This is a genomic window from Streptomyces cyaneofuscatus (assembly GCF_033109485.1).
GTDB lineage: Bacteria > Actinomycetota > Actinomycetes > Streptomycetales > Streptomycetaceae > Streptomyces > Streptomyces cyaneofuscatus.
The window spans coordinates 1,094,985-1,119,991 of sequence record NZ_CP137002.1 but is presented as its reverse complement, the minus strand read 5'-3'; the positions used below and the strand labels follow the sequence as shown (position 1 = coordinate 1,119,991).

Annotated in this window: 25 protein-coding genes; 14 read left to right on the top strand and 11 right to left on the bottom strand. The window is 71.9% G+C overall.

The window, feature by feature from the left end:
- Positions 1 to 17: 17 nt before the first annotated feature.
- The 3 genes from R2B67_RS04625 (at position 18) to R2B67_RS04615 (ending at position 2,677) form a co-directional block, all read left to right on the top strand.
- Positions 18 to 554: an O-acetyl-ADP-ribose deacetylase gene (locus R2B67_RS04625; RefSeq protein ID WP_018513514.1), complete on the top strand. Its 537-nt coding sequence runs from the start codon at positions 18 to 20 to the stop codon at positions 552 to 554.
- A gap of 106 nt (positions 555 to 660) precedes the next feature.
- On the top strand, positions 661 to 2,133 hold the full coding sequence (locus tag R2B67_RS04620; RefSeq protein WP_030571932.1) for an AlkA N-terminal domain-containing protein: 1,473 nt from the start codon (positions 661 to 663) through the stop codon (positions 2,131 to 2,133).
- 16 nt (positions 2,134 to 2,149) lie between these two features.
- Complete coding sequence (locus R2B67_RS04615; RefSeq protein WP_317816559.1) at positions 2,150 to 2,677, top strand: methylated-DNA--[protein]-cysteine S-methyltransferase; 528 nt, start codon at positions 2,150 to 2,152, stop codon at positions 2,675 to 2,677.
- Positions 2,678 to 2,773: 96 nt separating this feature from the next.
- Here R2B67_RS04615 and R2B67_RS04610 read toward each other — a convergent pair whose 3' ends face one another.
- A complete protein-coding gene (locus R2B67_RS04610; RefSeq protein WP_317816558.1) occupies positions 2,774 to 3,358 on the bottom strand; it encodes a TMEM165/GDT1 family protein in 585 nt (194 codons plus the stop codon).
- 383 nt (positions 3,359 to 3,741) lie between these two features.
- Between R2B67_RS04610 and R2B67_RS04605 the strand changes: the two genes are divergently transcribed.
- Positions 3,742 to 4,146 carry a (2Fe-2S) ferredoxin domain-containing protein gene (locus R2B67_RS04605; RefSeq protein WP_151512778.1) on the top strand — a complete coding sequence of 135 codons (405 nt, stop codon included), beginning with the start codon at positions 3,742 to 3,744 and terminating at the stop codon, positions 4,144 to 4,146.
- A 9-nt stretch (positions 4,147 to 4,155) separates the two neighbouring features.
- On the opposite strand, the gene R2B67_RS04600 is transcribed toward R2B67_RS04605, so the two are convergent.
- The gene (locus tag R2B67_RS04600; protein WP_317816557.1) at positions 4,156 to 4,878 is read right to left on the bottom strand and encodes an SIR2 family NAD-dependent protein deacylase; all 723 of its coding nucleotides are present in this window, start codon (positions 4,876 to 4,878) and stop codon (positions 4,156 to 4,158) included.
- Positions 4,879 to 4,941: 63 nt separating this feature from the next.
- Between R2B67_RS04600 and R2B67_RS04595 the strand changes: the two genes are divergently transcribed.
- Positions 4,942 to 5,142, top strand: a complete 201-nt coding sequence (locus R2B67_RS04595) for a hypothetical protein (protein ID WP_018513508.1) — start codon at positions 4,942 to 4,944, stop codon at positions 5,140 to 5,142.
- A 44-nt stretch (positions 5,143 to 5,186) separates the two neighbouring features.
- Here the strand turns inward: R2B67_RS04595 and R2B67_RS04590 are convergent, their stop codons facing one another.
- Entirely contained in the window at positions 5,187 to 5,684 is a 498-nt protein-coding gene (locus R2B67_RS04590) for an NUDIX domain-containing protein (protein WP_317816556.1), read from the bottom strand.
- A 145-nt stretch (positions 5,685 to 5,829) separates the two neighbouring features.
- Between R2B67_RS04590 and R2B67_RS04585 the strand changes: the two genes are divergently transcribed.
- Positions 5,830 to 6,945: a glycerate kinase gene (locus R2B67_RS04585; protein ID WP_317824778.1), complete on the top strand. Its 1,116-nt coding sequence runs from the start codon at positions 5,830 to 5,832 to the stop codon at positions 6,943 to 6,945.
- Positions 6,946 to 7,057: 112 nt separating this feature from the next.
- Here the strand turns inward: R2B67_RS04585 and R2B67_RS35960 are convergent, their stop codons facing one another.
- Positions 7,058 to 7,396: a helix-turn-helix domain-containing protein gene (locus R2B67_RS35960; RefSeq protein ID WP_381074501.1), complete on the bottom strand. Its 339-nt coding sequence runs from the start codon at positions 7,394 to 7,396 to the stop codon at positions 7,058 to 7,060.
- A 457-nt stretch (positions 7,397 to 7,853) separates the two neighbouring features.
- On the opposite strand from R2B67_RS35960, the gene R2B67_RS04575 reads away from it, so the two are divergent.
- The 5 genes from R2B67_RS04575 to R2B67_RS04555 are packed head-to-tail and all read left to right on the top strand — an operon-like array spanning position 7,854 to position 12,741.
- A complete protein-coding gene (locus tag R2B67_RS04575) occupies positions 7,854 to 8,651 on the top strand; it encodes an ABC transporter ATP-binding protein (RefSeq protein WP_018513504.1) in 798 nt (265 codons plus the stop codon).
- Positions 8,648 to 9,454 carry an ABC transporter ATP-binding protein gene (locus tag R2B67_RS04570; RefSeq protein ID WP_381074498.1) on the top strand — a complete coding sequence of 269 codons (807 nt, stop codon included), beginning with the start codon at positions 8,648 to 8,650 and terminating at the stop codon, positions 9,452 to 9,454. Before R2B67_RS04575 ends, R2B67_RS04570 begins: the two co-directional genes overlap by 4 nt.
- Positions 9,451 to 10,341, top strand: a complete 891-nt coding sequence (locus tag R2B67_RS04565; protein WP_018513502.1) for a branched-chain amino acid ABC transporter permease — start codon at positions 9,451 to 9,453, stop codon at positions 10,339 to 10,341. Before R2B67_RS04570 ends, R2B67_RS04565 begins: the two co-directional genes overlap by 4 nt.
- Positions 10,334 to 11,494, top strand: a complete 1,161-nt coding sequence (locus R2B67_RS04560) for a branched-chain amino acid ABC transporter permease (protein ID WP_317816553.1) — start codon at positions 10,334 to 10,336, stop codon at positions 11,492 to 11,494. Before R2B67_RS04565 ends, R2B67_RS04560 begins: the two co-directional genes overlap by 8 nt.
- Entirely contained in the window at positions 11,491 to 12,741 is a 1,251-nt protein-coding gene (locus R2B67_RS04555; protein ID WP_317816552.1) for an ABC transporter substrate-binding protein, read from the top strand. The genes R2B67_RS04560 and R2B67_RS04555 overlap by 4 nt, the downstream gene beginning before the upstream one ends.
- A 67-nt stretch (positions 12,742 to 12,808) precedes the next feature.
- On the opposite strand, the gene R2B67_RS04550 is transcribed toward R2B67_RS04555, so the two are convergent.
- The 3 genes from R2B67_RS04550 to R2B67_RS04540 all read right to left on the bottom strand — a co-directional run bounded on the left by R2B67_RS04550 (position 12,809) and on the right by R2B67_RS04540 (position 18,422).
- Positions 12,809 to 15,184 (bottom strand): discoidin domain-containing protein, encoded by a 2,376-nt coding sequence (locus tag R2B67_RS04550; protein WP_317816551.1) that lies wholly within the window; start codon positions 15,182 to 15,184, stop codon positions 12,809 to 12,811.
- Positions 15,185 to 15,369: 185 nt separating this feature from the next.
- Positions 15,370 to 17,535, bottom strand: coding sequence for a bifunctional serine/threonine-protein kinase/ABC transporter substrate-binding protein (locus R2B67_RS04545; protein ID WP_317816550.1), 2,166 nt, complete (start codon positions 17,533 to 17,535; stop codon positions 15,370 to 15,372).
- 38 nt (positions 17,536 to 17,573) lie between these two features.
- Positions 17,574 to 18,422 (bottom strand): hypothetical protein, encoded by an 849-nt coding sequence (locus R2B67_RS04540; protein ID WP_317816549.1) that lies wholly within the window; start codon positions 18,420 to 18,422, stop codon positions 17,574 to 17,576.
- Between the two features lie 464 nt (positions 18,423 to 18,886).
- On the opposite strand from R2B67_RS04540, the gene R2B67_RS04535 reads away from it, so the two are divergent.
- From R2B67_RS04535 to R2B67_RS04525, 3 genes are read left to right on the top strand one after another with little or no spacing between them, the layout of a single operon-like run.
- The gene (locus R2B67_RS04535; protein ID WP_317816548.1) at positions 18,887 to 20,077 is read left to right on the top strand and encodes a class I SAM-dependent methyltransferase; all 1,191 of its coding nucleotides are present in this window, start codon (positions 18,887 to 18,889) and stop codon (positions 20,075 to 20,077) included.
- Between the two features lie 11 nt (positions 20,078 to 20,088).
- A complete protein-coding gene (locus R2B67_RS04530; RefSeq protein WP_317816547.1) occupies positions 20,089 to 20,709 on the top strand; it encodes a DUF1796 family putative cysteine peptidase in 621 nt (206 codons plus the stop codon).
- A gap of 22 nt (positions 20,710 to 20,731) precedes the next feature.
- Positions 20,732 to 21,478: a PIG-L family deacetylase gene (locus tag R2B67_RS04525; protein WP_317816546.1), complete on the top strand. Its 747-nt coding sequence runs from the start codon at positions 20,732 to 20,734 to the stop codon at positions 21,476 to 21,478.
- 91 nt (positions 21,479 to 21,569) lie between these two features.
- On the opposite strand, the gene pssA is transcribed toward R2B67_RS04525, so the two are convergent.
- The 4 genes from pssA to R2B67_RS04505 all read right to left on the bottom strand — a co-directional run bounded on the left by pssA (position 21,570) and on the right by R2B67_RS04505 (position 25,006).
- Positions 21,570 to 22,397: a CDP-diacylglycerol--serine O-phosphatidyltransferase gene (pssA, locus tag R2B67_RS04520; protein WP_317824777.1), complete on the bottom strand. Its 828-nt coding sequence runs from the start codon at positions 22,395 to 22,397 to the stop codon at positions 21,570 to 21,572.
- A gap of 22 nt (positions 22,398 to 22,419) precedes the next feature.
- Complete coding sequence (locus R2B67_RS04515) at positions 22,420 to 23,067, bottom strand: phosphatidylserine decarboxylase (RefSeq protein WP_018513492.1); 648 nt, start codon at positions 23,065 to 23,067, stop codon at positions 22,420 to 22,422.
- A gap of 180 nt (positions 23,068 to 23,247) precedes the next feature.
- A complete protein-coding gene (locus R2B67_RS04510; RefSeq protein WP_018513491.1) occupies positions 23,248 to 24,453 on the bottom strand; it encodes an acyl-CoA dehydrogenase family protein in 1,206 nt (401 codons plus the stop codon).
- A 49-nt stretch (positions 24,454 to 24,502) separates the two neighbouring features.
- Complete coding sequence (locus R2B67_RS04505) at positions 24,503 to 25,006, bottom strand: MaoC family dehydratase (protein WP_010058362.1); 504 nt, start codon at positions 25,004 to 25,006, stop codon at positions 24,503 to 24,505.
- Position 25,007: the final 1 nt, after the last annotated feature.

The following is a 25,007-nucleotide window of genomic DNA, read 5'->3' as shown; positions in this document are numbered from 1 at the left end:
CGCGGCATGATGTCCGCATGAGCACCTCCGTCACCCCCGCGGTCCGCCTGGTCCGCGGTGACATCACCGACCAGTCCGTCGACGTCATCGTCAACGCCGCGAACTCCTCGCTCCTCGGCGGCGGCGGGGTCGACGGGGCCATCCACCGGCGCGGCGGCCCCGAGATCCTCGCCGCCTGCCGGGAGCTGCGCGCCTCGCAGTACGGCAAGGGCCTGGCCACCGGCCGGGCCGTCGCCACCACGGCCGGACGCCTCGCCGCGCGCTGGGTGGTCCACACGGTCGGCCCGGTCTTCTCCGGAGCCCAGGACCGCTCCGCGCTGCTCGCCTCCTGTTACCGCGAATCCCTGCACCTGGCCGCCGAACTGGGCGCCAGGACCGTCGCGTTCCCGGCGATCTCGACGGGCATCTACGGCTGGCCGATGGACGACGGCGCACGGATCGCCGTGCGCACGGTGCTCGCGGAGACCGTCGCCCCGGTCGAGGAGGTGCGGTTCGTGCTCTTCGACGCGCACGCGTATGTGGAGTTCGAGGAAGTCCTCGCGATGCGCGGCTGACACCCGGGGGAACGGCTGCGGCTCCACGGGCCGCAGTCTGCGGGCCCCGAGGCCCATGTCGGATTTCCGCCAGCCAGGCCCCTGACCGGTGAACCATCCTGGAACCATGCACACCGACACCGAGCGCTGCGTGCGGGCCGTCCAGTCCAAGGACGCCCGCTTCGACGGCTGGTTCTTCACCGCGGTCCTCACCACCCGGATCTACTGCCGCCCCAGCTGCCCCGTCGTTCCGCCCAAGGTCCGCAACATGACCTTCTACCCGAGCGCCGCCGCCTGCCAGCAGGCCGGATTCCGGGCCTGCAAGCGGTGCCGCCCCGACACCAGCCCCGGTTCCCCCGAGTGGAACGCCCGCGCCGACTCGGTGGCCCGCGCCATGCGGCTCATCCGGGACGGGGTCGTCGACCGCGAGGGCGTGCCGGGCCTGGCCGCCCGGCTCGGCTACTCCGCCCGGCAGATCGAACGCCAGCTCCTCGCCGAGCTGGGCGCCGGACCGCTGGCCCTGGCCCGCGCGCAGCGGGCCCAGACCGCCCGCGTCCTCATCGAGACGACCACCCTGCCCCTGGCGGAGGTGGCGTTCGCCGCCGGGTTCTCCTCGATCCGCACCTTCAACGAGACCGTCCGCGAGGTCTTCGCCCTGGCCCCCGGCGAACTGCGCACCCGCGCCGCCCGCGGCCCCCTCGCCCCCGCCACCCCCGGCGTGATCGCGCTCCGCCTCCCGTACCGGGCCCCGCTCAACCCCAGCAACCTCTTCGGCCACCTCGCCGCGACCGCCGTCCCCGGCGTCGAGGAGTGGCGGGACGGCGCCTACCGCCGCACGCTGACCCTCCCGTACGGCCACGGCACCGTCGCCCTCACCCCGCAGCCCGGCCACATCGCCGCCCGGCTCTCCCTCACCGACCCCCGCGACCTCACCCAGGCCATCAGCCGGTGCCGCTGGCTCCTGGACCTGGACGCGGACCCGGTCGCCGTCGACGACCGGCTGCGCACCGACCCTCTGCTCGCCCCGCTGGTGGAGGCGGGACCCGGCCGCCGGGTGCCGCGTACGGTGGACGGCGCCGAGTTCGCCGTACGCGCGGTCCTCGGCCAGCAGGTCTCCACCGCCGCCGCCCGCACCCACGCGGCCCGCCTGGTCACCGCGCACGGAGTGCCCGTCGACGACCCCGAGGGCGGGCTCACCCACCTCTTCCCGACCCCGGAGGCGCTGGCCGGACTCGACCCGGAGACCCTGGCCCTGCCCCGCACCCGCCGCACCACGCTCACCACCCTGGTCGCCGCCCTCGCCGACGGAACGCTCCGGCTGGGCACCGACACCGACTGGGAGCGAGCACGCACCGAACTCTCCGCACTCCCCGGATTCGGCCCCTGGACGGTCGAGGCGATCGCCATGCGAGCCCTCGGCGACCCCGACGCCTTCCTCCCCACCGACCTCGGCATCCGCCGCGCGGCCGAACGCCTCGGCCTCCCGGCCACCCCCGCCGCCCTCACCGCACGGGCCGCCGACTGGCGCCCCTGGCGTGCGTACGCCGTCCAGTACCTCTGGACCGTGGACGACCACCCCATCAACCACCTGCCCGCCTGACGGAGGAAGCCCCGCCATGACCACTCTTGTGTCCCCGCCCACCAAGCAGCACACGGTCGTCGACAGCCCCTACGGCCCGCTGACGCTCGTCGCCACCGACGGCGTACTCAGCGCCCTGTACATGACCGACCAGCGCCACCGCCCGCCCGAGGAGACCTTCGGCGTCCCGGACCCGGAACCCTTCCCCGAGGTGATCCGCCAGCTCACCGCGTACTTCGCCGGCGAGCTCACCACCTTCGACCTCCCGCTCCACCTGCACGGCACCCCGTTCCAGCGGAGCGTCTGGGCGGAGCTGAGCAAGATCCCGTACGGCGAGACGCGTACGTACGGCGAACTGGCCGAGGAGCTCGGCAAGCGGGGCGCATCGAGGGCGGTAGGCCTGGCCAACGGCAAGAACCCGGTCGGCATCATCGTGCCGTGCCACCGGGTCATCGGAGCCTCGGGCAGCCTCACCGGATACGGCGGCGGCCTGGACCGCAAGCAGCGGCTGCTCGCCTTCGAGAGCGGCGACCGGATGGGCGACGGGGTGCAGGCGCTGTTCTGAGGCGGATGAGGAGGACGAGGCGGGAAGGCGGATGAGGCGCACAGGGCTGGGGGCGTACCGGCACCACCGGTACGCCCCCGAGCAGCTTCACCGCCCTCAGCCGGTGAAGATCTCCACGCCCGTCCAGATCGCCAGTCCCAGCATGCAGATCCCGCCGATGCGCTGCACGGTCTTCAGCGGTACGCGCTTGGCGATGAACTTGCCCGCGAGCAGCGCCAGGGCCGAGACGGACATCAGCGCGGCGGCCGAACCGATCGCGGTCGACCAGGTGCCGTTGCTCGCGGCCAGGTTGGCCGTGGTGATCTGGGTCAGGTCGCCCCACTCGCTGATGAAGACCGCCATGAACGCGGTCGAGTAGACCGGCCAGAAGCCGGTCACGGTCTTCACCTCGGTGTCGTCATCGTCGTCCCCGCCGCTGCCGCGCAGCAGGATGAACGCGCCGAACGCGAAGAGCGAGGCCGAGACGAGCTTGACGGTCCAGTCGGGCAGCAGCCCGATCAGGCTGCCCGCGCCCACGGCGATGGCGACATGCACGATGAACGCGGACGACGTGCCGAACCACACGTAGAGCGGGCGCATCCGCGTGCCCATGGCCAGCGACGCGAACATCGTCTTGTCGGGGAGCTCCGCGAGGAAGATCAGCCCGAAGGCGGTGATGATCGCCAGAGGGTCGAGGTGCATTCCGGGTGGCTTTCTGTGCGAGCCGGGCCCCGGATCTTCGCGAAGCGCCGCTCGGGCTGTTCGGAGGACCACTCGGCCCGGCATGACGGCAGCGCCCACAGGGCGTGGACGTGTCATACAGGACCGAAGGTCTCGCCCGCCCGTGACAGATGATCCCCTCAAGGATCCACGAGCCCGGCCACCGGGAACCCGGAGGCTCCAGTGTGTCGACGACCGGTTTGCGGGGCTACTCCCCTTCGCAGCCATCAACACTACCCCACCTGGCCCGGTGGGAGGGCAGGTGTTCGAAGCGGGGCGGTCTCGGTAGAGTCGCCGTGAAATCACCACCCTCACCAGCGGTGGTGGTCGCCGTCCCGCTCCCCCCACCGACCGGAAGTGCCCGCATGAGCCGCCGCCCCCGCAAGGACGTGCCCGCCCAGAGCGTTCCCCGGCCCACCGTGAGCGTCTGCCGGGGCTGCTGCTGCGGCACCGAGAAGATCCCGGGCGTCGACCACGCCGCCCAGCTGGCCCGGCTCCGCTCCGGCCTGGAGGGCGCCGCCACCGTACGGGCCGTCGAGTGCCTGGACGCCTGCGAGCAGGGCAACGTGATCGTCGTCCAGCCCTCCGCCGAGGGCCGACGCGCCGGGGGCCGCCCGGTCTGGCTCGGCCTGGTCAACGACGAGCACGCGGAGCAGGACGTCATCACCTGGGCGACGGCCGGCGGCCCCGGCCTCGCGGACGCCCCCGACATCCTCGACCTGTACGTCTTCCAGCCCTCGCGCCGGGTCCGGGCGGGGCTGGACGGCTGAAGCCGCGGGTCACCTCGCGGCCAGTCCCGCCAGCAGCCGGGGCAGCGCCGTACCGATCGGCTCCCGGACGACCTCGTCCGCGAGTGCGTCGTACGGCGTCGGCTCCGCGTTCACCACGATGAGCCGCGCCCCGTGCTCGGCCGCGATCCCGGCGAGCGAGGCGGCGGGCTGCACCTGGAGCGTCGAGCCGACCGCCACGAAGACCTCGCACGCCTTGGCGACCGCCATCGCGTCGGCCAGCACCCGCGGGTCCAGCCGTTCGCCGAACATCACCGTCGCCGCCTTCAGGATCCCGCCGCAGACCGCGCACGCCGGGTCCGCCTCGCCCGCCTCGACGCGCTCCAGGGCCTCGCCCATCGAGGAGCGGGCGTGGCAGCGGGTGCAGGTCACCTCGCGGGCGGTGCCGTGGAGTTCGAGGACCTTCCGGGCGGGCAGGCCGGCCAGCTGGTGGAGCCCGTCGACGTTCTGGGTGATCACCCGGACCGGGGTGCCGGACCGCTCCAGGTCCACCACCGCCCGGTGGGCCGCGTTCGGCTCGGCGTTCCAGGTCGAGGCCGCGCGGCGCATCTGCCAGGAACGGCGGCGGATCTCCGGATCGGCCAGGTAGAAGTCGTACGTGACGAGCTTCTCGGCCTCCGGATCCTTGCGCCACACCCCGTTCGGGCCCCGGTAGTCGGGGATGCCGGAGTCCGTGGAGATGCCGGCGCCACTGAGGATCGCGACAAGGGTCATGCGCCGAGCGTACGGATGCGGGAACGCGCCTCGCGAGCGCATTTCGCCGGGTACAGTCCGGCCATGGCCAAGGTGAGCGTCAGTCTGGACGCCGAACTCGTCGTCGAAGTCATGGTCCTCGCGGGCGTGGGCAGCCCGCAGGACGCGGTGGAACTCGTGGTGCGCGACTACATCGCCCGCGGCCACCGCACCGAGGCGCTGGTCGCCGAGCGCGAGGAGTCGGTGCGGGACGTGGAGCCCAAGCCGCAGGCTCAGCAGGGCTGACGGATCCCGGGCCCTGACGTGAGGCCCAGGAGGGCCGACGCCCCCTACGCCACCGGCTTCCCGTCCTCCAGCTCCACCGTGCCGGCACCGGACTCCAGCACGTCCAGGGCCGCCCGCACCCGCCCCGCCAGCCGGCCGAGCAGGTGGACGGGCAGGTCGTCCCGGGCGACCAGCTTCCAGGAGAGCAGCTCCTCCTCCTGGAGCCGGATCGCCCCGAGCTGCTCCGGGGTGAGCACCCCGCCGTCGTACAGGTACGCCACGATCGGCGGCCGGCCCTCGCCGCGCACCCAGTCGACGGCGAGCAGCCGGCCCGGTGCGATGTCGAGCCCGATCTCCTCCACCGTCTCGCGCCGGGCGCCCTGCCGGGGGCCTTCGCCCGCCTCCGACTCGACGGTCCCGCCGGGCAGCGCCCAGCCCTCGCGGTAGTTCGGCTCGACGAGCAGGACCCGTCCCTCCGTGTCGCGGAAGAGGCACGCGGCTCCGGCCAGGACCTTGGGGAGCCCGGCGATGTACGTGGCGTAGTGCGGATCGGTAGTCGTCACGGGCGACAGCGTAGTGGGGGAGCGGGCAGGGGTGGGGACGGGCGGTTCCGGACGGCCATGGGCAGATCAGGGGGTGTGCGGATAGGGTCGGGGCGGCGCGACTCTGTTCGAAGGCAAGGGATGCAAGGTGACGGACGGAGCAGATGTGGAGACCGCCCGCGTGCTCGTCGCGGCGGACAAGTTCAAGGGCTCGCTCACGGCCGTACAGGTCGCGGAGCGGGTGACGGCCGGGCTGCGGCGCGTCGTCCCCGGCGTGCAGGTGGAGACGCTGCCCGTCGCGGACGGCGGCGACGGCACGGTCGCGGCGGCGGTGGCCGCCGGGTTCGAGCGCCGCGAGGCGCGGGTGACCGGACCCCTCGGGGACCCGGTGACGGCGGCGTACGCGCTGCGCGGGTCCACCGCCGTGGTGGAGATGGCCGAGGCCTCGGGCCTCCAGCACCTGCCCGACGGGGTGTTCGCCCCGCTCACGGCCACCACGTACGGCTCCGGCGAACTCCTGAGGGCCGCCCTGGAGGCCGGGGCGACGACCATCGTGTTCGGGGTCGGTGGCAGCGCCACCACGGACGGCGGTGCGGGCATGCTCGCCGCGCTCGGGGCCCGCTTCCTGGACGCGGACGGCAAGCCCGTCGGCCCCGGCGGCGGGGGGCTCGCCGAGCTGGCCGAGGCCGACCTCTCCGGGCTCGATGCGCGGCTGAAGGACGTGGACCTCGTCCTGGCCAGCGATGTGGACAACCCGCTGACCGGGCCCAAGGGCGCCCCCGAGGTGTACGGGCGGCAGAAGGGCGCGAGCGAGGAGGACATCGCGGTCCTCGACGCGGCCCTGAGCCACTACGCCTCCGTCCTGGGGCCGGAGACCGCCGCCCTGCCGGGCGCAGGCGCGGCCGGAGGCATCGGCTACGGGGCGCTCGTCGCCCTCGGCGCCCGCTTCCGGCCCGGCATCGAGGTCATGCTCGACGTCCTCGGCTTCGCCCCGGCGCTCGCCCGCGCCACCCTCGTCATCACCGGCGAGGGCTCGCTGGACGAGCAGACCCTGCACGGCAAGGCTCCGGCGGGGGTCGCCGCGGCCGCCCGGGAGGCCGGGATCGAGGTCGTCGCGGTCTGCGGCCGGCTCGCCCTGTCGCAGGAGGCCCTGAGCGGGGCGGGCATCGCGCGCGCCTACGCCCTGGCCGAGCTGGAACCGGACCCGGCCGTCTCGATGGCCCAGGCCGGACCCCTGCTGGAGCGGGCGGCCGAGTCGATCGCGCGGGACTTCCTGAGCTGACGACGGAGAAAGGGCCGGGCGTACGAGACGTACGCCCGGCCCTTTTCCGTGCCCCCGCCCGCTGCGGGTACGGAGGCGGGTGGGAGGACACCCGACGCAACGCCCCGACGCCTTACCCCCGTCCCGCCTCCCACCGCAGCGCCTCCAGCGCCAGCACCGTCTCGACCAGCTCGCGCGGGTGCGACAGCGACCGTGAGGTCAGCCGTTCCAGCCGCCGCAGCCGGTTGAAAACCGTGTTCCGGTGGCACCGCAGCCGCACCGCCGCACGCCCCACCGAGCCCCCGCACTCCAGCCACGCCTCCAACGTCCCCACCAGCAGCGCCCGTTCGGCCGGAGCCAGGGCCAACAGCGGGCCGAACACCTCCGTGAGCAGCCGTGCGGACAGTTTCGGCGCACCCGCCACCAGGACCGCCGGCCACCGCTCGTCCTGCGCCACGTCGTCCTGCGCCAAGGCCTCCCGCGCACCCAGGCCCTCAGCTCCCGGGCTCCCGGCGTGCGAGCCCCCGGCGCTTCCCGCGTGCGGGCCCCCGGCGCTCCCGGCGTGCGGGCCTCCGGCCCCCGTCTCCCTCCGCATCCCCGCCTCCGTCCGCCGGACCGACGACCGGCGCCCCTCGCCCGCCGCCGGGGCAGCCGACGGGACACCGCCGCGGAGGCGGCCACCGGGGCCGGTCTCCCGGTGACCGACGAGGATGCCACCGGCCGCGCGGGCGGGAGCCCGCCCGTCACCGCCTCTGTGCGCGTGCACAACGGGGCCCTTCGCTCGCTGGTCACCCGCATCGAGTCCGCCCCGCCCCGTGGACGCGCGCTCCGGCCGGTGCTGGTCTGTGGCACCACACGGAGCCACACCCGCACATCCCCACATCCCCACAGACCCAGCACGACACGAGAAGGCGGAAGGAGGAGAACGCATGGCAACGCTGGAGATCCGCGCACTGTCCGTCGGCTACGGCCCGGTCCGCGCCCTGCGCGACATCTCGGTCGATGTCCCGGACGGCGCGATCACCGCCGTACTCGGCGGCAACGGCGCGGGCAAGACCACGCTGCTGCGGGCCGTATCGCGGACCCTCGGCTTCCACCGCGGTACGGGCACCGGCACCATCCGGTTCGACGGCCGTCCCCTGGAGGGGCTGCGGCCCGCCCAGGTGGTGGCCGCCGGAGTGGTCCAGGTACCGGAGGGCCGGCAGGTCTTCGCCCGGATGACGGTGGCCGACAACCTGCGCGCGGGCGCCCTCGGGGCGCGCGGCGGGCGCAAGCGGACGAGCGCCGCCCTGGCCCGCGTCCACGAACTGTTCCCGGTCCTCTCCGACCGCGCCCACCAGCGGGCCGGGCTCCTCTCCGGCGGCGAGCAGCAGATGCTGGCCATGGGCCGCGCCCTGATGGCGGGGCCCCGGCTGCTCCTGCTGGACGAGCCGTCCCTCGGCCTCGCCCCGCTGATGGCGGCCCGGATCGCGGAGACCGTGCAGGAGATCAACGCGAGCGGCACCTCCGTCATGCTCGTCGAGCAGAACGCGGCCATCGCGCTGCGCCTCGCCTCGACGGCGTACGTCCTGGACGTCGGCGAGGTCGCCCTGCACGGGCCCGCCGACGAACTCGCCGCCTCCGACGAGGTGCGCCGCCGCTATCTCGGTGTGGTCGACGAGGAGGCCGCCGCCGACGCCGACGTGGCGTCCCGCAACCGGCGCACCCTGAGCAGGTGGTCCGCGTGAGCACCGCACCGGCACCCGAGGCCGGCACCCACACCACCACGGGCGCCCTCACCGTCTCCGACGTGACCGTACGGTTCGCCGGGCTCACCGCCCTCGACAGCGTCTCCTTCACCGTGGAACCCGGCAGTGTGCACGCCGTCATCGGCCCCAACGGCGCCGGCAAGTCCACCTGCTTCAACGTCCTCTCCGGCGTCTACCGCGCCTCCGCCGGCACCGTCCACCTCGGCACCACCGAGCTCACCGGACTCCCGCCGCACGCCATCGCCGCCCTCGGCGTCGCCCGCACCTTCCAGAACATCGCGCTCCCGCCGCACGCCACCGTCGCCGACAGCCTGCTGCTCGGCCGCCACCGGCTCACCCGCTCCGGCTTCCTCGCCACCGGCCTGCGGCTGCCGTCCGCCGCCCGCGAGGAGCGGCGCCACCTGGACCGGGTCCGCGAGATCGCCGCGTTCATCGGCCTGGAGGCCGCGTTGGAACGCCCGGCGGGCTCACTGCCGTACGGGCAGCAGAAGCTCGTCGAGCTCGGCCGCGCCCTGTGCATGGAGCCCCGGGTCCTGCTGCTGGACGAGCCGATCGCGGGGATGACCGCCGACGAACGCCGCCGTACCGCGGCCGTCGTCGCCGACGTCCGCGACAGCCTCGGCATCTCCATCGTGCTGGTCGAGCACGACATGGGGGTGGTGATGCGGCTGGCGGACGCGGTGACCGTACTCGACTTCGGACGCAGGATCGCGGGCGGCACCCCCGCCGAGGTCCAGAACGACCCGGCCGTCGTCCAGGCCTACTTGGGAGCACCTCAATGACCACGTTCATCGAACTTCTCCTCGGCGGCCTGTCGATCGGTTCGGTCTACGCACTGATCGCCCTCGGCTTCGTCGTCATCTTCAAGGCCACCGAGGTCGTCAACTTCGCCCATGCCTCACTGCTGTTGGCGGGCGGCTACGTCACCGCCGTCCTCCACGACGACATCGGGTTCTGGCCCGCGCTGCTCGTCGGGATCGCCGGGGCCGCGACCGTGGGGGCCGCCATCGAGTTCTTCGTGATGCGCCGCTACCGGGGCAGTGACCACAGCGTCCTGGCCATCGTCACCATCGGCGTCGACATCCTCCTCATCACCGAACTCACCCGCCGCATGGGCACGGACGTCCTCGCCCTCGGCGACCCGTGGGGCAACGAGGTGGTGAACATCGGCGGGATCACCCTCGCCCAGACCAGGATCGCCGCGTTCCTCGCCGCCGGGCTCCTCATCACCGTGTTCCTGCTGGCCTTCCGCTACACCTCGTGGGGCGTGTCGATGCGGGCCGCCGCCGAGAATCCGCAGACGGCGGCGTTGATGGGCATCAAGCTGGGCCGGGTCTCGCTCGCCGCCTGGGCCGTCGCCGGAGCCCTCGCCGCCGTCGCCGCCCTCTTCCTCACCGTCTTCCCGACCCCCGGCCTGGAGCGCGCCACCTCGCTCGCCGCGCTCAAGGCGTTCCCCGCCGCGATTCTCGGCGGACTCGACTCCACCACCGGGGCGCTCGCCGGCGGGCTCATCGTCGGTGTCACCGAGTCGCTCGCCACCGGCTACCAGAGCGACCTCTCCTTCCTCGGCCGGGGCATCGGCGATCTGGCGCCCTACCTGGTGATGGTCGCGGTCCTGCTGATCCGGCCCGCGGGACTCTTCGGTACGAAGGAGCTGGCCCGTGTCTGACACCACTGCCGAAGCCGCGCCCGAGGCGACAACCACGCTCCCTCCCGCACCCGTTGGGGCTTCGAGCCTCGCCGACCGGCTGCGCAGGCCCCGTACGTACGCCGTCCTCGTCGCGTCCGTCCTGCTCCTGGCCCTCCCGTTCTACCTGGACCGCTTCTGGCTCCAGGCCGGACTGTTCGCGATGGCGGCGGCGATCGGTGCCATCGGGCTCAACATGCTCACCGGCGCCACCGGCCAACTCTCCATGGGTCACGCCTTCTTCCTCGCCGTCGGCGCCTACAGCTACTGCGTCCTGGCGGGGGAGCCCAGCACCGAGAACGGCCACGCCCTGACCGGCCTCGGGCTGCCCACCTGGCTGGCCGCGATCCTCGCCGTCCTGCTCGCGGGGGCCGCCGGCGGGGTGTTCAGCCCGATCGCCGGACGGCTGCGCGGCGCCTACCTCGGTATCGCGACCCTCGCGCTGATCTTCATCGGGCAGCACGTCCTGTTCAACGCGGGCTCCCTGACCGGGGGTTACAACGGGCGGTCCGTACCGCCGCTCTCCCTCTTCGGGTTCACCTTCGACGACACCGAAGTCGTCATCGCGGCCGTCCCGTTCGGCTCCTCGGAGAAGCTCTGGTACGTGGGCCTGGCCGCCCTGCTGCTCAGCGCCCTGTTCGCCCGCGGCATCCTGCGGGGCAGGCCGGGCCGGGCGATGAACGCCATCCGTGACCACCGGATCGCGGCGGGCGTGATGGGCGTACCGGTGGCGCGCTACCGGGCCGGGGTCTTCGTCCTGTCCTCCATGTACGCGGGCCTCGCGGGCGTCCTGCTCGCGCTGGTCTTCCAGCGAACCGTGCCCGAGTACTTCGGCATGATCCTCTCCCTCGAATACCTCGCCATGATCGTCATCGGCGGGCTCGGCAGCGTCGCGGGGGCCGTCGTCGGCGCCTTCTTCGTCTCCCTGCTCCCGCAGGTGCTCACGCACTACAGCGACTCCCTCCCGCTGGTCTCCGCCCCCGGTACGGGCGGCCTGGCACCCGGTGAGGCGTCCCGCTATCTGTACGGCGCCGCGGTGGTCGCGGTGGTCCTGTTCCTGCCCGGCGGCCTCTCCCGCCTCGGCATCGCACTCCCGCGCGTCAACCGTCCGAAGAAGTCAGGGGAGAAGAAATGAAACTCAGAGCGCTCACGGCCGTGGTCGCGGCCCTCACCGTCACCCTCGTCGGGTGCAGCGGCAAGGCGACCGAGGGGAAGGGCGACGAGCAGGACAAGGCCGGGATCAAGACGGGGCCCGGCGTCACCTCCTCGACGATCTCGCTCGGCGTCCTCACCGACATGACCGGCGTCTACGCCTCGCTCGGCAAGAGCGTCACCCAGGCCCAGCAGCTGTGGGCGAAGCAGATCAACGCCAAGGGCGGCATCTGCGACCGCAAGATCGAGCTGACCGTACGGGACCACGGCTACGACCCGCAGAAGGCCATCGCCGGCTACACCGAGCTGGAGCCGAAGGTGCTCGGCTTCGCCCAGTTCATCGGCTCCCCGTTCGTCGCCGCCGTCGAGCAGCGCATCGACGGCAAGGACAAGGGGCTGGTGCTGCCGCAGGCCTGGTCGGCGAACCTGCTCGGCTCCCCGTACATCCGCGTCGTCGGCGCCACGTACGACGTCGAGACCATCAACCTGATCGACCACCTGCTCAAGGAGAAGCGGATCGCCAAGGGCGACAAGATCGGCCACGTGTACTTCGAGGGCGACTACGGCGAGAACGCGCTCACCGGCTCCAAGCACGCTGCCAAGGAATCCGGGTTGACGGTCGTCGAGCAGAAGATCAAGCCGACCGACAACGACATGACGGCCCAGGTCGCCGCCCTCAAGCAGGCCGGTGTGAAGGCCGTCGTCGTCAGCGCGGGCCCGCGTCAGGCGGCCTCGCTGGTCGGCGTCGCGGCGGCCACCGGCTTCAACGTCCCCGTCGTCGGCAACAACTCGGCTTACGCGCCCCAGCTGTTGAAGACCCAGGCAGGCCCGGCGCTGCTGAAGGACTACTACATCGCCTCCTCCACCCTGCCGATCGGCGACCCCGGCGACGGCCCGTCGCTGCTGGCGAAGGAGTACGCGTCGCAGTACCCGAACGACGTCCTCGACAACGGCGTCGTGGCGGGCTGGACGGCGGCCTCCATCTTCGGCGAGGCGCTGGACAAGGCGTGCGACAACAAGGACCTCACCCGTGAGGGCGTCGACAAGGCGCTGCTGACGATCAAGGGGTATGGAACCGAGTTCGGGGTCACCCATGACTTCTCCGACCCCGCAGCGCCGTCCACCCGGGAGAGCGTCATCATGAAGCCGGACGCCTCGGTCCCCGGCGGACTGAAGGTCATCAGCCCGGCGTCGGTCTCCGATGCGGCGAAGTCGTTCACGGTGAAGTGATGCGTTGAGCAACCGAGTTGGGCCCGGCCGCGCGGAACTGCGACCGGGCCCAACCTCGTACGGCTGATCAGCTCGTGTACGCCTCCACCTCCGAGAGCTGCGCCGCCGGCCAGCCCGTGTTGCCGGTGAACGCCAGCCGCAGATAGCGGGCCGAGGTGCCGGACAGTGTGACCGTGGCCGTGTTGCCGCTCGACGGGTTGAAGGTGTAACCCGCCGGTGCCTTCAGGGTGTTGTACGTGGAGTTGTCGGTGGACCCCAGTACGCTCAGGGTCTGGGTGCGCGTGGCCCAGGCCGCCTGCGGGGGCAGCTTCAGCACCACCCGCTTGACCGCCCTCGCCGAGCCCAGGTCCACGGTGAGGGACTGCGGGAAGGCGTTGTTACGGCTCTCCCAGTACGTGTTCGGGTTCCCGTCCACCGCGTTGCCGGCGCCGTACACGTCGACGTGGCTGCTCGCCGTCACCGCACGCCCCTGCGCGAGGTTGCCGGTCTCCTCCGGCGGGTCCGTGGGTCCGGGCGGGTCGGTCGGGCCGGGCGGGTCGGTCGGGCCGCCGCCTCCCGGAACCCCGCCGTTGGTCCACACCGGGTCCGGCCAGACGCCCGTGCAGGCGGGCGGATCGGCGTACCAGCCGGAGTTGCCGGAGCCCCGGGTGATCTGGAAGCCCGCGCCGACGCAGTTGTGGATCGGGTTGGACTGGGCGATGTTCGTGGCGACGACATCGGTGAACGAGGCCCGGCCCGGCGACTGGATCTGGAGCGCGTAGGTCCCCGCCCCGTCGATCTTCACCCGATTGAAGTTGAGCCCGTTGCTCGCTCCCTCGATGAGGTGGATCGCGGCATAGGAGCTGTCCAGGATCTCGGTGTCCGTGACGTTGACCGTCGCGCCCTGGATCGGTTCGTTGAGACCGCTGAACCAGACCGCTCCGACGCCGAACTTCCAGTTGTAGTCGTTGTTCCCGGTCCGGATGAGGGTGTTGCGGGCGGCGGTGTGCGTACCCGAAACAGCGGTACCACGGCCGGAGTTCACCCCGGGATAGCGGTTGGCGATGTGCAGGCCGCCGCCGTTGGTGATGGTGTCCGCCATGACGTTGTCGGAGATCGTGATGTCCTTGCCGCCGTACGTCACGATGTTGTTCGCCAGGATCGGCAGGATGACGGTGTTGAACGTGAACTTGTTGTTCACGTTCGGGATGTTCTCCGCCCACATGGCGAGGCCGTCGTCACCGCTGTTGCGGACGAACGTGTTGGTGACGGTGGAGTTGGTGACGCCGTAGTGGAAGTTCACCCCGTCGGCCGTCTGGTCCAGGATCCGGGTGTTCTTCATGGTGAAGTTGTTCATCGGGCCGGTCAGCCAGGCACCGCACTTGGTGTGCTGGAGCCAGAGGTTGTCGACGACCGAATCGGAGAGCGAACCGCCGATGGCGTTCACCTGGTCGTCGTCGATCCGCTCGCGGATGTCGCCGATGATCGCGAAGTCCTTCAGGGTGACGTTCGAACTGCCGCCCTGGGACGCGTACTTGCCGTAGACGCCGACGGCCTTGTGGCGCTCCGTGGGGTGCCGGCCGGTCAGCACGCTGTACCAGGGGCCCGCCCCGCGCAGCGTCACCTTGTCGACGATGATGTGGTCCTGGACCTTGAACGTGCCCTGCGGGATGTATACCTCCCGGCCCTGGCTGCGGCCCGCGTCCACCGCCGCCTGGATCTTCGCCGTGGAGTCCGCCGCGCCGCTCGGGTCGGCGCCGAAGTCGCTCACCACGTCCAGCGCCCCGGAGGGCTTGCCGATGGGCGCGGCGACCTGCTCGAAGTCGGCCAGGTCGATGGTGAAGGTGGGGGACTGGGCGGTCGAGGAGACCTGGAGGCGCACCTTCGTCCCGGCCGCCAGGGTGGAGCCGAACATGGTCCGGGTCTCGTCGTAGAAGTGGTGCGGGTTGGTGTCGCCGGGGTTGTTGTTGAACGGGTAACCCCCGTAGTACCAGCCGTACTTCGAGGTCACGGGCACGCTCTTGAGCTGCGCCCCGTTGACCCGCACGTCGATCGAGGCGTCCCGGCCCGTCCCGGCGGCGTTGTCCGGCAGCGAGTAGCGGAAGGTCATGGCGTTGGCCGGTGCGGTGAGCGTGAACTCCACGTACTCACCGACCGCGTCGAGCGTGACGGCCTGGCGGCCCGAGGCCTCCGAGGGCAGCGAGCCGTAGAGCCGGTTCGGCCCGATGAGCGTGCCGTTGGTCGCGGCGTACTCGGCCTCCTGCTCCTTGAACGGCACGGTCGCCCCGCGTCCGGGGACGCTCAGCGGGGAGGGCGCGGGGACGGCGGCGGCAGCGGCGGGCGGTGCACCGGCCACGACCAGTGAGCTGGCGGCGGCGAGCGCGGTGAGGGCCAGCGCCAGGGAGGCGGACAGGGAGCGCCGCAGGATGCGGCCGGGGCGTGGGGGTGGTGGGGGAGGGGTCACGGGAGGTCCGTCCTTGCGGCTCGGGGGCTCTGCGGACGCCCTGAGGCTAGGAGAGACCCCGCAAGGAAGTCTATGCCGGTGCGCAAAACATTGCCCTGGAAGCTCAAATTGGCGACTCAGGGTGGGATGTGGCGGCCTTTCACGCCGGACGGGTCCTCAACAGGTCCTCGGAGCAGTCGACTTGATCAGACCTCCCGGCCGTCCATCCCGATGTACCGGAAACGCCCCCGCTCCACGCGGTAGATGAAGACCCCGGTGCCCGCGTACATCCCGTTGGCGGGCTCGAACGCATAGCTCTTGGACACGCCCTTGTACCGCGTCGACCGCAGCACGGGCAGCATGTCCTGCCGCGTCACGCTCTCCCGGCCCAGCCCCTCCGCGCAGGCCGCGATCAGCCCGACCGCGTCGTACGCCTCGGCGGCCAGCAGCGGCGGCGCACTGTCGAAGCGCTTGCGGTACGCGGCGGCGAAGGGGTGCACGGAGGGTACGGAGGCGGGGTCGGCGGCCGTCGACACGACCAGCCACCCCGCCGCGTCCTCGCCCGCCTCCGCCAGGAACCGGGGATCGTGCACGGCCTGGGTGCCGATCTTCGGCCCCAGGAACCCCGCCTTCGTCAGCGCCCGCGCGAACCGCCCCGCGTCCCGCCACCCGCCCCCGTACACCACCGCCTTCGGTTTCCTCGCGACGATCCGCTCCGCCTCGGCGTCCAGGTCGCGGGTGCCCTCCCGCACCGTCTCCGCGAGGACCGTCCGGCCGTTGCCCCGCAGCCCCGCGTCCAGGAACCGCGTGGTCTGCCGGCCGTACTCGGTCCCGTCGTCCACCAGCGCCACGGTGTCGAGCCCGTTCGCGCCCAGGAACTGCGCCACCGGCAGCATCTGCATGTCGTTGCGCGGCCGGGCGCACAGGAAGATCCGGTTCAGGTTCCTGGTGTCCCCGTCGACCACGCTGAGCAGCGGCAGCGCCGCCTCGTCGTACGCCACCAGCGCCTCGCGCGCCGCGTCCGCGCCGGTCGCCCCGATCGCCGCCACCAGCAGCGGGTCCTCGGCGAACCGCCGGACCGCCGCTGTCGCCCGCGCCTCCACGCCGCCGTCGTCGGCCGCGACCAGGCGCAGCGTGAACGGCGCGTCCTTGCGGGCGTTGTGCTCCTCGACCGCCAGGAGCGCCGCCCGCTCCTGGCCCTTGCCGATCGCCGCCGAGGGGCCGCTGAGGTCGGCCTGCAACCCGATGTGCAGCTCCGGCCGGGCGGCCGCCGCCCTGTCGCCGTCCCCCTCGCCGTTCCCGTCCGGGTCCTTCTCGTCCCCGAACGCCGTGGCCAGCCAGGCGGTGGTCCCGCCCGCCGCCGCGAGGACCGCGCCGCCCGTGACGTACGCGAGGAAGCGCCGGCGGCCGGGAGAGGTCGGGACGGTCGTGGTGTCCCGGCTCCCGGCGCCCGTCTCCACGGTGGAACCGGCGTCCAGGCTCGTCGCCTCGATGTCGGGCAGGGCGAGCATCCGAGCCGAGCGCTCCGCGATCAGGTGGGTCACCGGGCCGGGCAGCCAGCTGCCGCCCGCCGTGTCCTCCGCGAACGCCCGCCGGATGTCCCCGGCGGTCGGCCGCCCCTCCGGCTCCTTCGACAGGCACCCCTCCACCACGGGCCGCAGCCCCGGCGGCAGCGCACCCAGGTCCGCCGGGTCGTGCACCGTACGGAAGAGCATCGCCTCGACCGGGCCGCTGCCGAACGGCCGCCCGCCGGTCGCCGCGTACACCAGGACACAGCCCAGCGAGAAGATGTCGCTCGGCGGGCCGATCCGCCGCCCCTGCGCCTGCTCCGGCGAGAGGAAGCCGGGCGAGCCGACGATCGCGTCCGTCGCCGTCAGGACCGTGTCGTCCAGCGCCCGCGCGATCCCGAAGTCGATCAACCGGGGACCGTCCAGACCCAGCAGGACGTTGCCGGGCTTCACGTCCCGGTGCACGAGCCCCGCCCCGTGGACGGCCTCCAGCGCCTCCGCCAGCATCGAGCCGAGCGCCCGCACACTGCGCTCGGGCAGCGGCGCCCCGCCGCCCACGGCCTCGCTCAGAGCGGGACCCGGAACGAACTCCGTGGCCAGCCACGGCGCCCCCGCCTCGGTGTCCGCGTCGACCACCGGCACCGCCCACCGGTTGCGCACCTGCCGGGCGATCGCCACCTCACGCCGGAACCGGGTGCGGAACCCGGCGTCGTCCGCGTACTCGGCCCGGATCAGCTTGATGGCCACCAACGCGCCGCCGGGCGACCGGCCCAGCAGCACCACGCCCATGCCCCCGGCGCCGAGCCGGCCGAGGATGCGGTACCCGGCGATCCGTGCCGGGTCCGTGGAACGGAGCGGTTCCATCAGCGCTCAGGGCCTCTCGTTCAGGACCGGTCTCGCGGTCACTTCAGTTCCAGCTCGACGCGGTAGAGCACCTTGGCGCCGCCTTCGGCGGCGATCCGCAGCAGGTCGGAGTTCTGGTAGCCCTTCGCGCCCTTGACCGAGACGGCCGTGGTGACCGGCCCGATCCGGGACTTGGACCAGACGTAGTCCTGGGTCCCGCCCGAACCGGGACCGGTGTACTTGCCCGCCTCGAACAGCGAGGCGTCCGCGTTGCGCACGTCCTTCTGGTCGAACTGCAACGACATCAGCCCGCTCAGCCGCTGCCCGCCGCCCAACTCCTGCGCCGGGCAGCGGAAGCTCTCCTGGACGGTGTCCTTGATCTCCCGGTCGGCGCCCGCCACCGTCTTGTGCACCGTCACGGTCACCGCCCCCCGGACCCGCCCCTTGCCGTCCTGGGCCGGGACGTCGAGCCGCCGGGTGAAGGAGCCGAGCACTCCGTCGGGGAGCGCGCTCCGGCTCCAGACACAGGAATCGGCCAGTACGGTCCAGGTCCCGGCGGTCTCGTACGGCGTCCCGCGCACCATCCCCGCCGTCCAGTCGTTCTCCCCGAGCGCGGCGTTACGGGTCAGCCTGCGGGCCTCCGCCGCCGTCCTCGGCACCCGGGCCGGGTCCGGAGTGAACTCGTACGCGCTGGGCAGCGCACCCGGCTCCTTGGTCTCCTCGGGCTTCTTCGGCTCGGGCGTTCCTGACGGATCCGCCGACTCCCCGGCCTGCTTCACCGAACCCGACGGCTTCGGATCCGGGTCCGCCCCGGTCTTCGCCCCCGAACTCCCGCAGCCCGCCAGCAGGATCCCCGCCGCCGCGACCGCCACCAGACGTGCCCCGTTGCGCCTGTGCTTCGTCATCATCGGACCCCCCGTCGTCCCCCTGCCCCGCGCCCCGCCCGAGACGTCGGGGCGTCGGGTGCGAGGCGATTCTAGAAGCCCGGCGCGCCGGGTTGACGGGAACCCGGTACTCATCCCCCTGCCGGAACTTCTCAGCCACCGGGAGGGGTTGGCCTCTGGTGCGGGGGAGTGGGGCGTGGTATGCGCCGCCGACCACGGGCCCCGGTGGCTGAAATCAGGCCATGGCGGGCGGGTGGAACTCCCGTACGGCAGGGGCGGCAGCGGGCGCTCGGGCGCCGCGTAACCACCCTGTACGGGTTCCGTGTTCGGCGGAAAATTGGTCTGGACCACCTGAGAGGCCGGTGGTTAGCTCGACTCCGGACCCGGGGCCGCCGGGCTGCGGGCCGTCACGTTCCGGTCCGCCGGTCCGCTCCGTTCCGGTCCGCGTTTCCGCCGCTTGCCCGCGTCCTGCTGAGGGGATCCATCCCGTGATCGACATCGTGGCCGTACTCAGGGCCGAGGACGCCGTACTGGACTTCCTCTCCGTGCTCACCGCCCCCGAGCCCCGCCACCGCCAGGACGGGGACCACGAGGGCCATGAGGTCCATGTCCTGCTCGGCGACACCGCCGAGCACCTGGTCCTCCCGGCGGGCCTGCCTCCCACCGAGCGCCTCGCCGCCGTCGCCCGGCACATCCGGCCCGTCGACGAGAGCGCCGCCTCGCCGGGACCGGAGGCGCTGGCCACGCTGATCGAGGCCGCGGCCCGGGGCGCGGAGGCGCGGCTCTGGACCCACTCGCCCGCCGACACCCGCCGCAGCAGGGGCCGCCTCGGCCGGGACGCCGCCGCTGCCGTCGCCCCGGGCGGGCCGCCCGTCCTGCACGCCGTCGGCCACTCCCCGTACCTCCAGTTCATCAGCGACCTCGACCGGCCGCTGGACCGCGCCGGGGTCGAGGCCAAGCTCGCCTTCGTCAACCGGCACTGCGGCCACCTGCTGCGCACCGAATCCGCCGAGTACGTCGTACAGACCGGCCGGGTCCATGCCACCGAGCGGTTCTTCGAGGCCGGGACCGCGGAGGAGCGCGAGCGGCTGTTCGCGCTGCTGGCCAGCCTGGACGAGGACGCGGCCACCGTGCCCGACCCGTGGGAGTTCGCCACCTCCGCGTACGAGGCGGAGCGGCTGGACCGCACCGTCGCCTGGATCGCCGAGCACTGTCCGCCCGGCAGCGGGCCCCTCATCGAGGTCGGCGCCTGCGAAGGGGCGCTCACCACCCGGCTCGCGGAGAAGGGCTTCACCGTCCACGCGACCGAACCCAACCCCGCCTTCCGCCGCCGGCTGACCGACGCCGTCGGCGACACCGCCCGGGTCCACCCCGCCTCCCTGGAGGAGCTGGCGGCCCGGCCGGAGCTGCCAGGGGCGGCCTACCTCCTGATCGAGATGCTCTACTACGGCCAGGACCTCGCCCTGCTCGACCGGCTCCCGGCCGACCTGGTCTTCGTCGCCCTCGAACCCGAGACGCTCGCCACCCGGCTGACCCCCTGGCTGGAGAGCGCCCCGCACTGGGAGAAGGCCGGCGAGACCCCGCTCGTCGCCCCGGCGCTGGAGACGGTCTGCGGCGGCCGCGCCTACCTCAGCAAACGCGGCAGCGTCGGCGTCCTGCTGCGCCGCACCGGCGCCTGACGGAGCCCGCCATGTACGACGTCTGCGTCGGGCTCGGCTACCACTGCGAGTCCACCTACCAGCTCCGCCGCATCACCGGCCAGGACCGGGCCCACTTCTTCGACTGGCTCGACCTCGACCTCGTCGCCGTACGGGAGATCATCGCGGCCGACTTCGCCAACGTGCTGCGCCCCGGCCTGAGCGAACCCTTCAGCAACGGCCTGTGCGTACGGGACCGGGGCTCGGACATCCGCTTCTTCCACGACTTCGAAGCTCCAGGGGGCACTCCGCTGACCCCTGACATCGTTGCCGAGCAGTATCCGAGGGTCCGGGAGAAGTTCGCGTACCTCGCCGACCGCTGGCGGGTGCTGACGGCGTCCCGCTCCCGCGTCCTGTACGTGCACCACGACGCGTTCGACGAAAGCGGCCCCGGCGACCTGGCGGCCCTGCACGGCCTCCTGCGCGACCGCTACCCGGACCACGCCTTTGATCTCCTCTGGCTGCGCCGTACGCCTCCGGAGACCATCGCCGCCCTCCCGCCCGGCGTCATGTGGGGCACCGTCGCCGCCCAGCCCGGCCGCTGGGAAGGCGACGACGCGGCCTGGGACGCCGCTCTCGCCTCCCTGGACATCCCCAGAGCTTCCGCATCCTGACCCGCTTCCCTCCGGAGGAACCGTGCCCGTACCGCCCCCCTGGCGCACCCTCGTCGTCTCCCCGCACTTCGACGACGCCGCGCTCTCCCTCGCCGGGCTCCTGCCCACCCTGCCCGGCCCCCTCGCCGTCGTCACCGTCCACGGCGGGCCCCCGCCGCCCGGTTCCCCCGTCTCCTGGTGGGACAGCGTCTGCGGCTTCACCACCGCCGCCGAGGCCCACCGGGTCCGCAGCGCCGAGGACGCCCGCGCCTGCGAGCTGCTCGGCGCCGAGCAGGTCCTCATCGACCACCCCGACGGCCCGTACGTCACCGAGGGCGACGGCCCGGACGCCCTGGACGCCCTCCTGAGCGGCCTCGCGCCCACCACCCAGGTCCTCGTCCCGCTCGGCACCAACCAGCCCGACCACGAGGCCGTACGGCTCCGCGCCGAACGCGCCCTCGCCGCGGCCGGCGCCCCCGCCCCCTGGGTCTACGCCGACCTGCCCTACACCGGACACCTGCCCGAGTGGGGCACGCCCGAGGCGTCCGGGGCGCTGGCCGCCAGCCAGAAGTGGGGGACCGCCTACCAGGAGCTCACCCGCCGCCACCGGGTCACCGTCGAGCGCGAGCTGGTGCTCTCCGACGAGCAGTGGGCGGCCAAGCGCGCGGCGGTCCTCAGCCACGCCTCCCAGCTCGCCGCCCTCGCCCCCGACCACGGCACCTTCCTCGCCCGCACCGGCCCCCTGCGCGCCGAGCTGATCTGGAGCCTGGAGCCGAAGGGCACCGCCTGACGCGAGTGCCCCGGAACGCGCGAAGGCCCGGATGCCGGGGAGCATCCGGGCCTTCGCCGTGTACTGCATGCGTACCACTGTGTCCGTACCGCTACGGCAGCTGTGCCGCCCGTGCCTCGCGCCGGTTGTCACGGAACGTGTTGACCCGTCGCGCCGTGGCGAAGAGCGGGATCACCGCACCGAGGACGACCTGGAGCGCACAGCCGGTCTGGAGCAGCAGCTGACCGCCCGGTGCGTCGAACGCCCACGCGGCGAGCAGCCCCATCGCGCCGACGATCCAGCTGAGCATCGCCACCGCGAGGATGCCCCGCGGCTTGGGGTACTCGACCCGGCTCACCATCAGCCACGCCACTCCGATGATCGCGAGCAGCGTCGGGACGAAGGGCAGCTCCAGGAGCACGATCGAGACGACCGTCAGCGCTCCGAAGGGGGATGGCATGCCCTGGAACATGCCGTCCTTCAAGGTCACACAGGAGAATCTGGCCAGCCTGAGCACCACTGCCAGCAGCACGACGATCGCCGCCAGCGCCGACACCCGCTGATGGGCGTCGTCCGCGACCATCCCGTACACGAGCACGAAGTAGGCCGGGGCGAGCCCGAAGCTGATGAGGTCGGAGAGGTTGTCCAGCTCGGCCCCCATCGGCGAGGAGCGCAGCTTGCGTGCCACGAGCCCGTCGAAGAGGTCGAAGATCGCCGCCAACAGCATGAGGATGACCGCGGTGGCCGCCGAGTGGCGGGCCATCCCCGTCTCCTCGCTGCCCGTGAGGTGCGGGATGAGGATTCCGGTGGTGGTGAAGTACACCGCCATGAATCCGCACGTGGCGTTACCGAGCGTGAGCGTGTCCGCTATCGACAGCCGCATCGAGAGCGGCATGTCCTCCGTGCCGTCGGCGTCGCTCTCCGCGTCGGCCTCGGGCACCCAGCCGGCCTTGGTATCCGGATCAACTACGGTCAATTCGAGTCACCCCCGCGGTGGTGGCCTGGCCGACCTCGACCGCGACATCGATACCTTCCGGAAGGTAGATGTCGACGCGCGAGCCGAAGCGGATCAGGCCGATGCGCTCGCCCTGCTCCACCTTCGTGCCCTGGGGGAGGTACGGCACGATCCGACGGGCGACCGCTCCCGCGATCTGCACCATCTCGATGTCGCCGAGCTCGGTGTCGAAGTGCCAGACAACGCGCTCGTTGTTCTCGCTCTCCTTGTTGAACGCCGGAACGAACCCGCCCGGGATGTGCTCGACCGACGTCACGGTGCCCGCCAGCGGCGCGCGGTTGACGTGGACGTTGAGCGGGCTCATGAAGATCGCGACCCGGGTGCGCCCGTCCTTCCACGGCATGATGCTCTGCACCACACCGTCGGCCGGGGAGATGACCCGGCCCTCGGCGATCTCGCGCTCGGGGTCACGGAAGAACCACAGCATGCCCGCCGCGAGCGCGGTGGTGGGCACGGCCGCTGCTGCCCAGCGCCCGGACTTGCGGGCGCGGGCCAGGCTGAGGGCCGCGGTGGCGACGGTCGGAAGGAGCCACGGCGATGCTCCGCGGGCGATGCGGACCCCGCCGCGGTTTGCGGAGGTAGGGCTGTCGGGCATGAATGACCTTCGTAGCGGATGATGCCGCGCTGGCAACGGGGGACGGCGGCTTTCCGAAGATGCTATCGGTTGCCGGGCGCAACTGGGCAAGCCAGCAGCCGAGTCGGACTGTCGAACGACCCCCGCCGAGGGTGACCCGGTGTGATGTTCTTCGCCACCAAATCACCCGGAAGGGGACAATCAGCCCTGGAATCGGTACTCCTCCAGGAGTCGCCGGCCAATGATCATTTTCTGGATCTCGGCGGTACCTTCACCGATCAGCAGCATCGGCGCCTCGCGGTAGAGGCGCTCGATCTCGTACTCCTTGGAGAAGCCGTAGCCGCCGTGGATACGGAAGGCGTCCTCGACGACTTCCTTGCAGTACTCGGAGGCGAGGTACTTCGCCATCCCTGCCTCCAGGTCGTTACGCTCCCCGGAGTCCTTTTTGCGTGCTGCATTCACCATCATCGCATGGGCGGCTTCGACCTTGGTGGCCATTTCAGCCAATTTGAACTGGATCGCCTGGTGCTGAGCGATCGGCTTGCCGAAGGTGTGGCGCTGCTGGGCGTACGAAACACCCAGCTCGAATGCACGCTGAGCGACGCCGCAACCACGCGCTGCGACATTCACCCGGCCGACCTCGACACCGTCCATCATTTGGTAAAACCCTCGGCCGGTCGTGCCGCCGAGGACGCGATTGGCCGGAATGCGCAGGTCGTCCATGATGAGCTCGGTCGTGTCGACGCCCTTGTAGCCCATCTTGTCGATCTTCCCGGGGATGGTCAGACCGGGCCGGACCTCTCCGAAGCCGGGTTCCTTCTCGATCAGGAAGGTCGTCATCGACTTGTGGGGCGCGGTGCCTTCGGGGTGGCCTTCGTCACTTCGGGCCAGCACGGCCACGAGAGTCGACGTTCCGCCGTTCGTCAGCCACATCTTCTGGCCGTTGAGAACGTACTCGTCTCCGTCCTTCACGCCCTTCGACGTGATCGCCGAGACATCGGAGCCGAGCGCCGGCTCCGACATCGAGAACGCGCCCCGCACCTCACCGAGCGCCATCCGCGGCAGGAACGTGTCCTTCTGCTCCTGGGTGCCGTGCTGCTTGAGCATGTAGGCCACGATGAAATGCGTGTTGATGATCCCTGACACGCTCATCCAACCGCGGGCGATCTCCTCCACGCACAGCGCGTAGGTGAGCAGCGACTCTCCCAGACCCCCGTACTCCTCGGGGATCATCAGCCCGAACAGGCCGAGTTCCTTGAGCCCCTCCACGATCTCCGTGGGGTACTCGTCGCGGTGCTCCAGCTGGGTCGCGACCGGAATGATCTCCTTGTCGACGAAATCCCGGACCGTGGAAAGGATTTCCCGCTGGATGTCGTTCAGACCGGCGGTCTGGGCGAGTCGCGTCATGGCTGCTTCTCCTGTGGCTTCACGCGGATGGCCTTAAGGCTTCACACAGTTACTTGGCGGGCGTCGGGCGGCCGGGCTGCTCTCCGCCGCGCTCCTTGATGTACGTCTCGGTGGGGACCATCACCTTGCGCCGGAACACGCAGACCACAGTGCCGTCCTGCTTGTAGCCCTTGGTCTCCACGTACACGATCCCGCGGTCGTTCTTGGACTTCGACGGGGTCTTGTCCAGCACGGTCGTCTCGCCGTAGATGGTGTCGCCGTGGAAGGTCGGCGCGATGTGCTTGAGCGATTCGACCTCCAGGTTGGCGATGGCCTTCCCGGAGACGTCCGGCACCGACATGCCGAGCAGCAGCGAGTAGATGTAATTGCCGACGACGACGTTCTTCCCGAAGTCGGTCGTCTTCTCCGCGTAGTTGCTGTCCATGTGGAGCGGGTGGTGATTCATGGTCAGCAGGCAGAAGAGGTGGTCGTCGTATTCGGTGACCGTCTTTCCGGGCCAGTGCTTGTAGACGGCACCGACCTCGAACTCCTCAAAAGTGCGTCCGAACTGCATG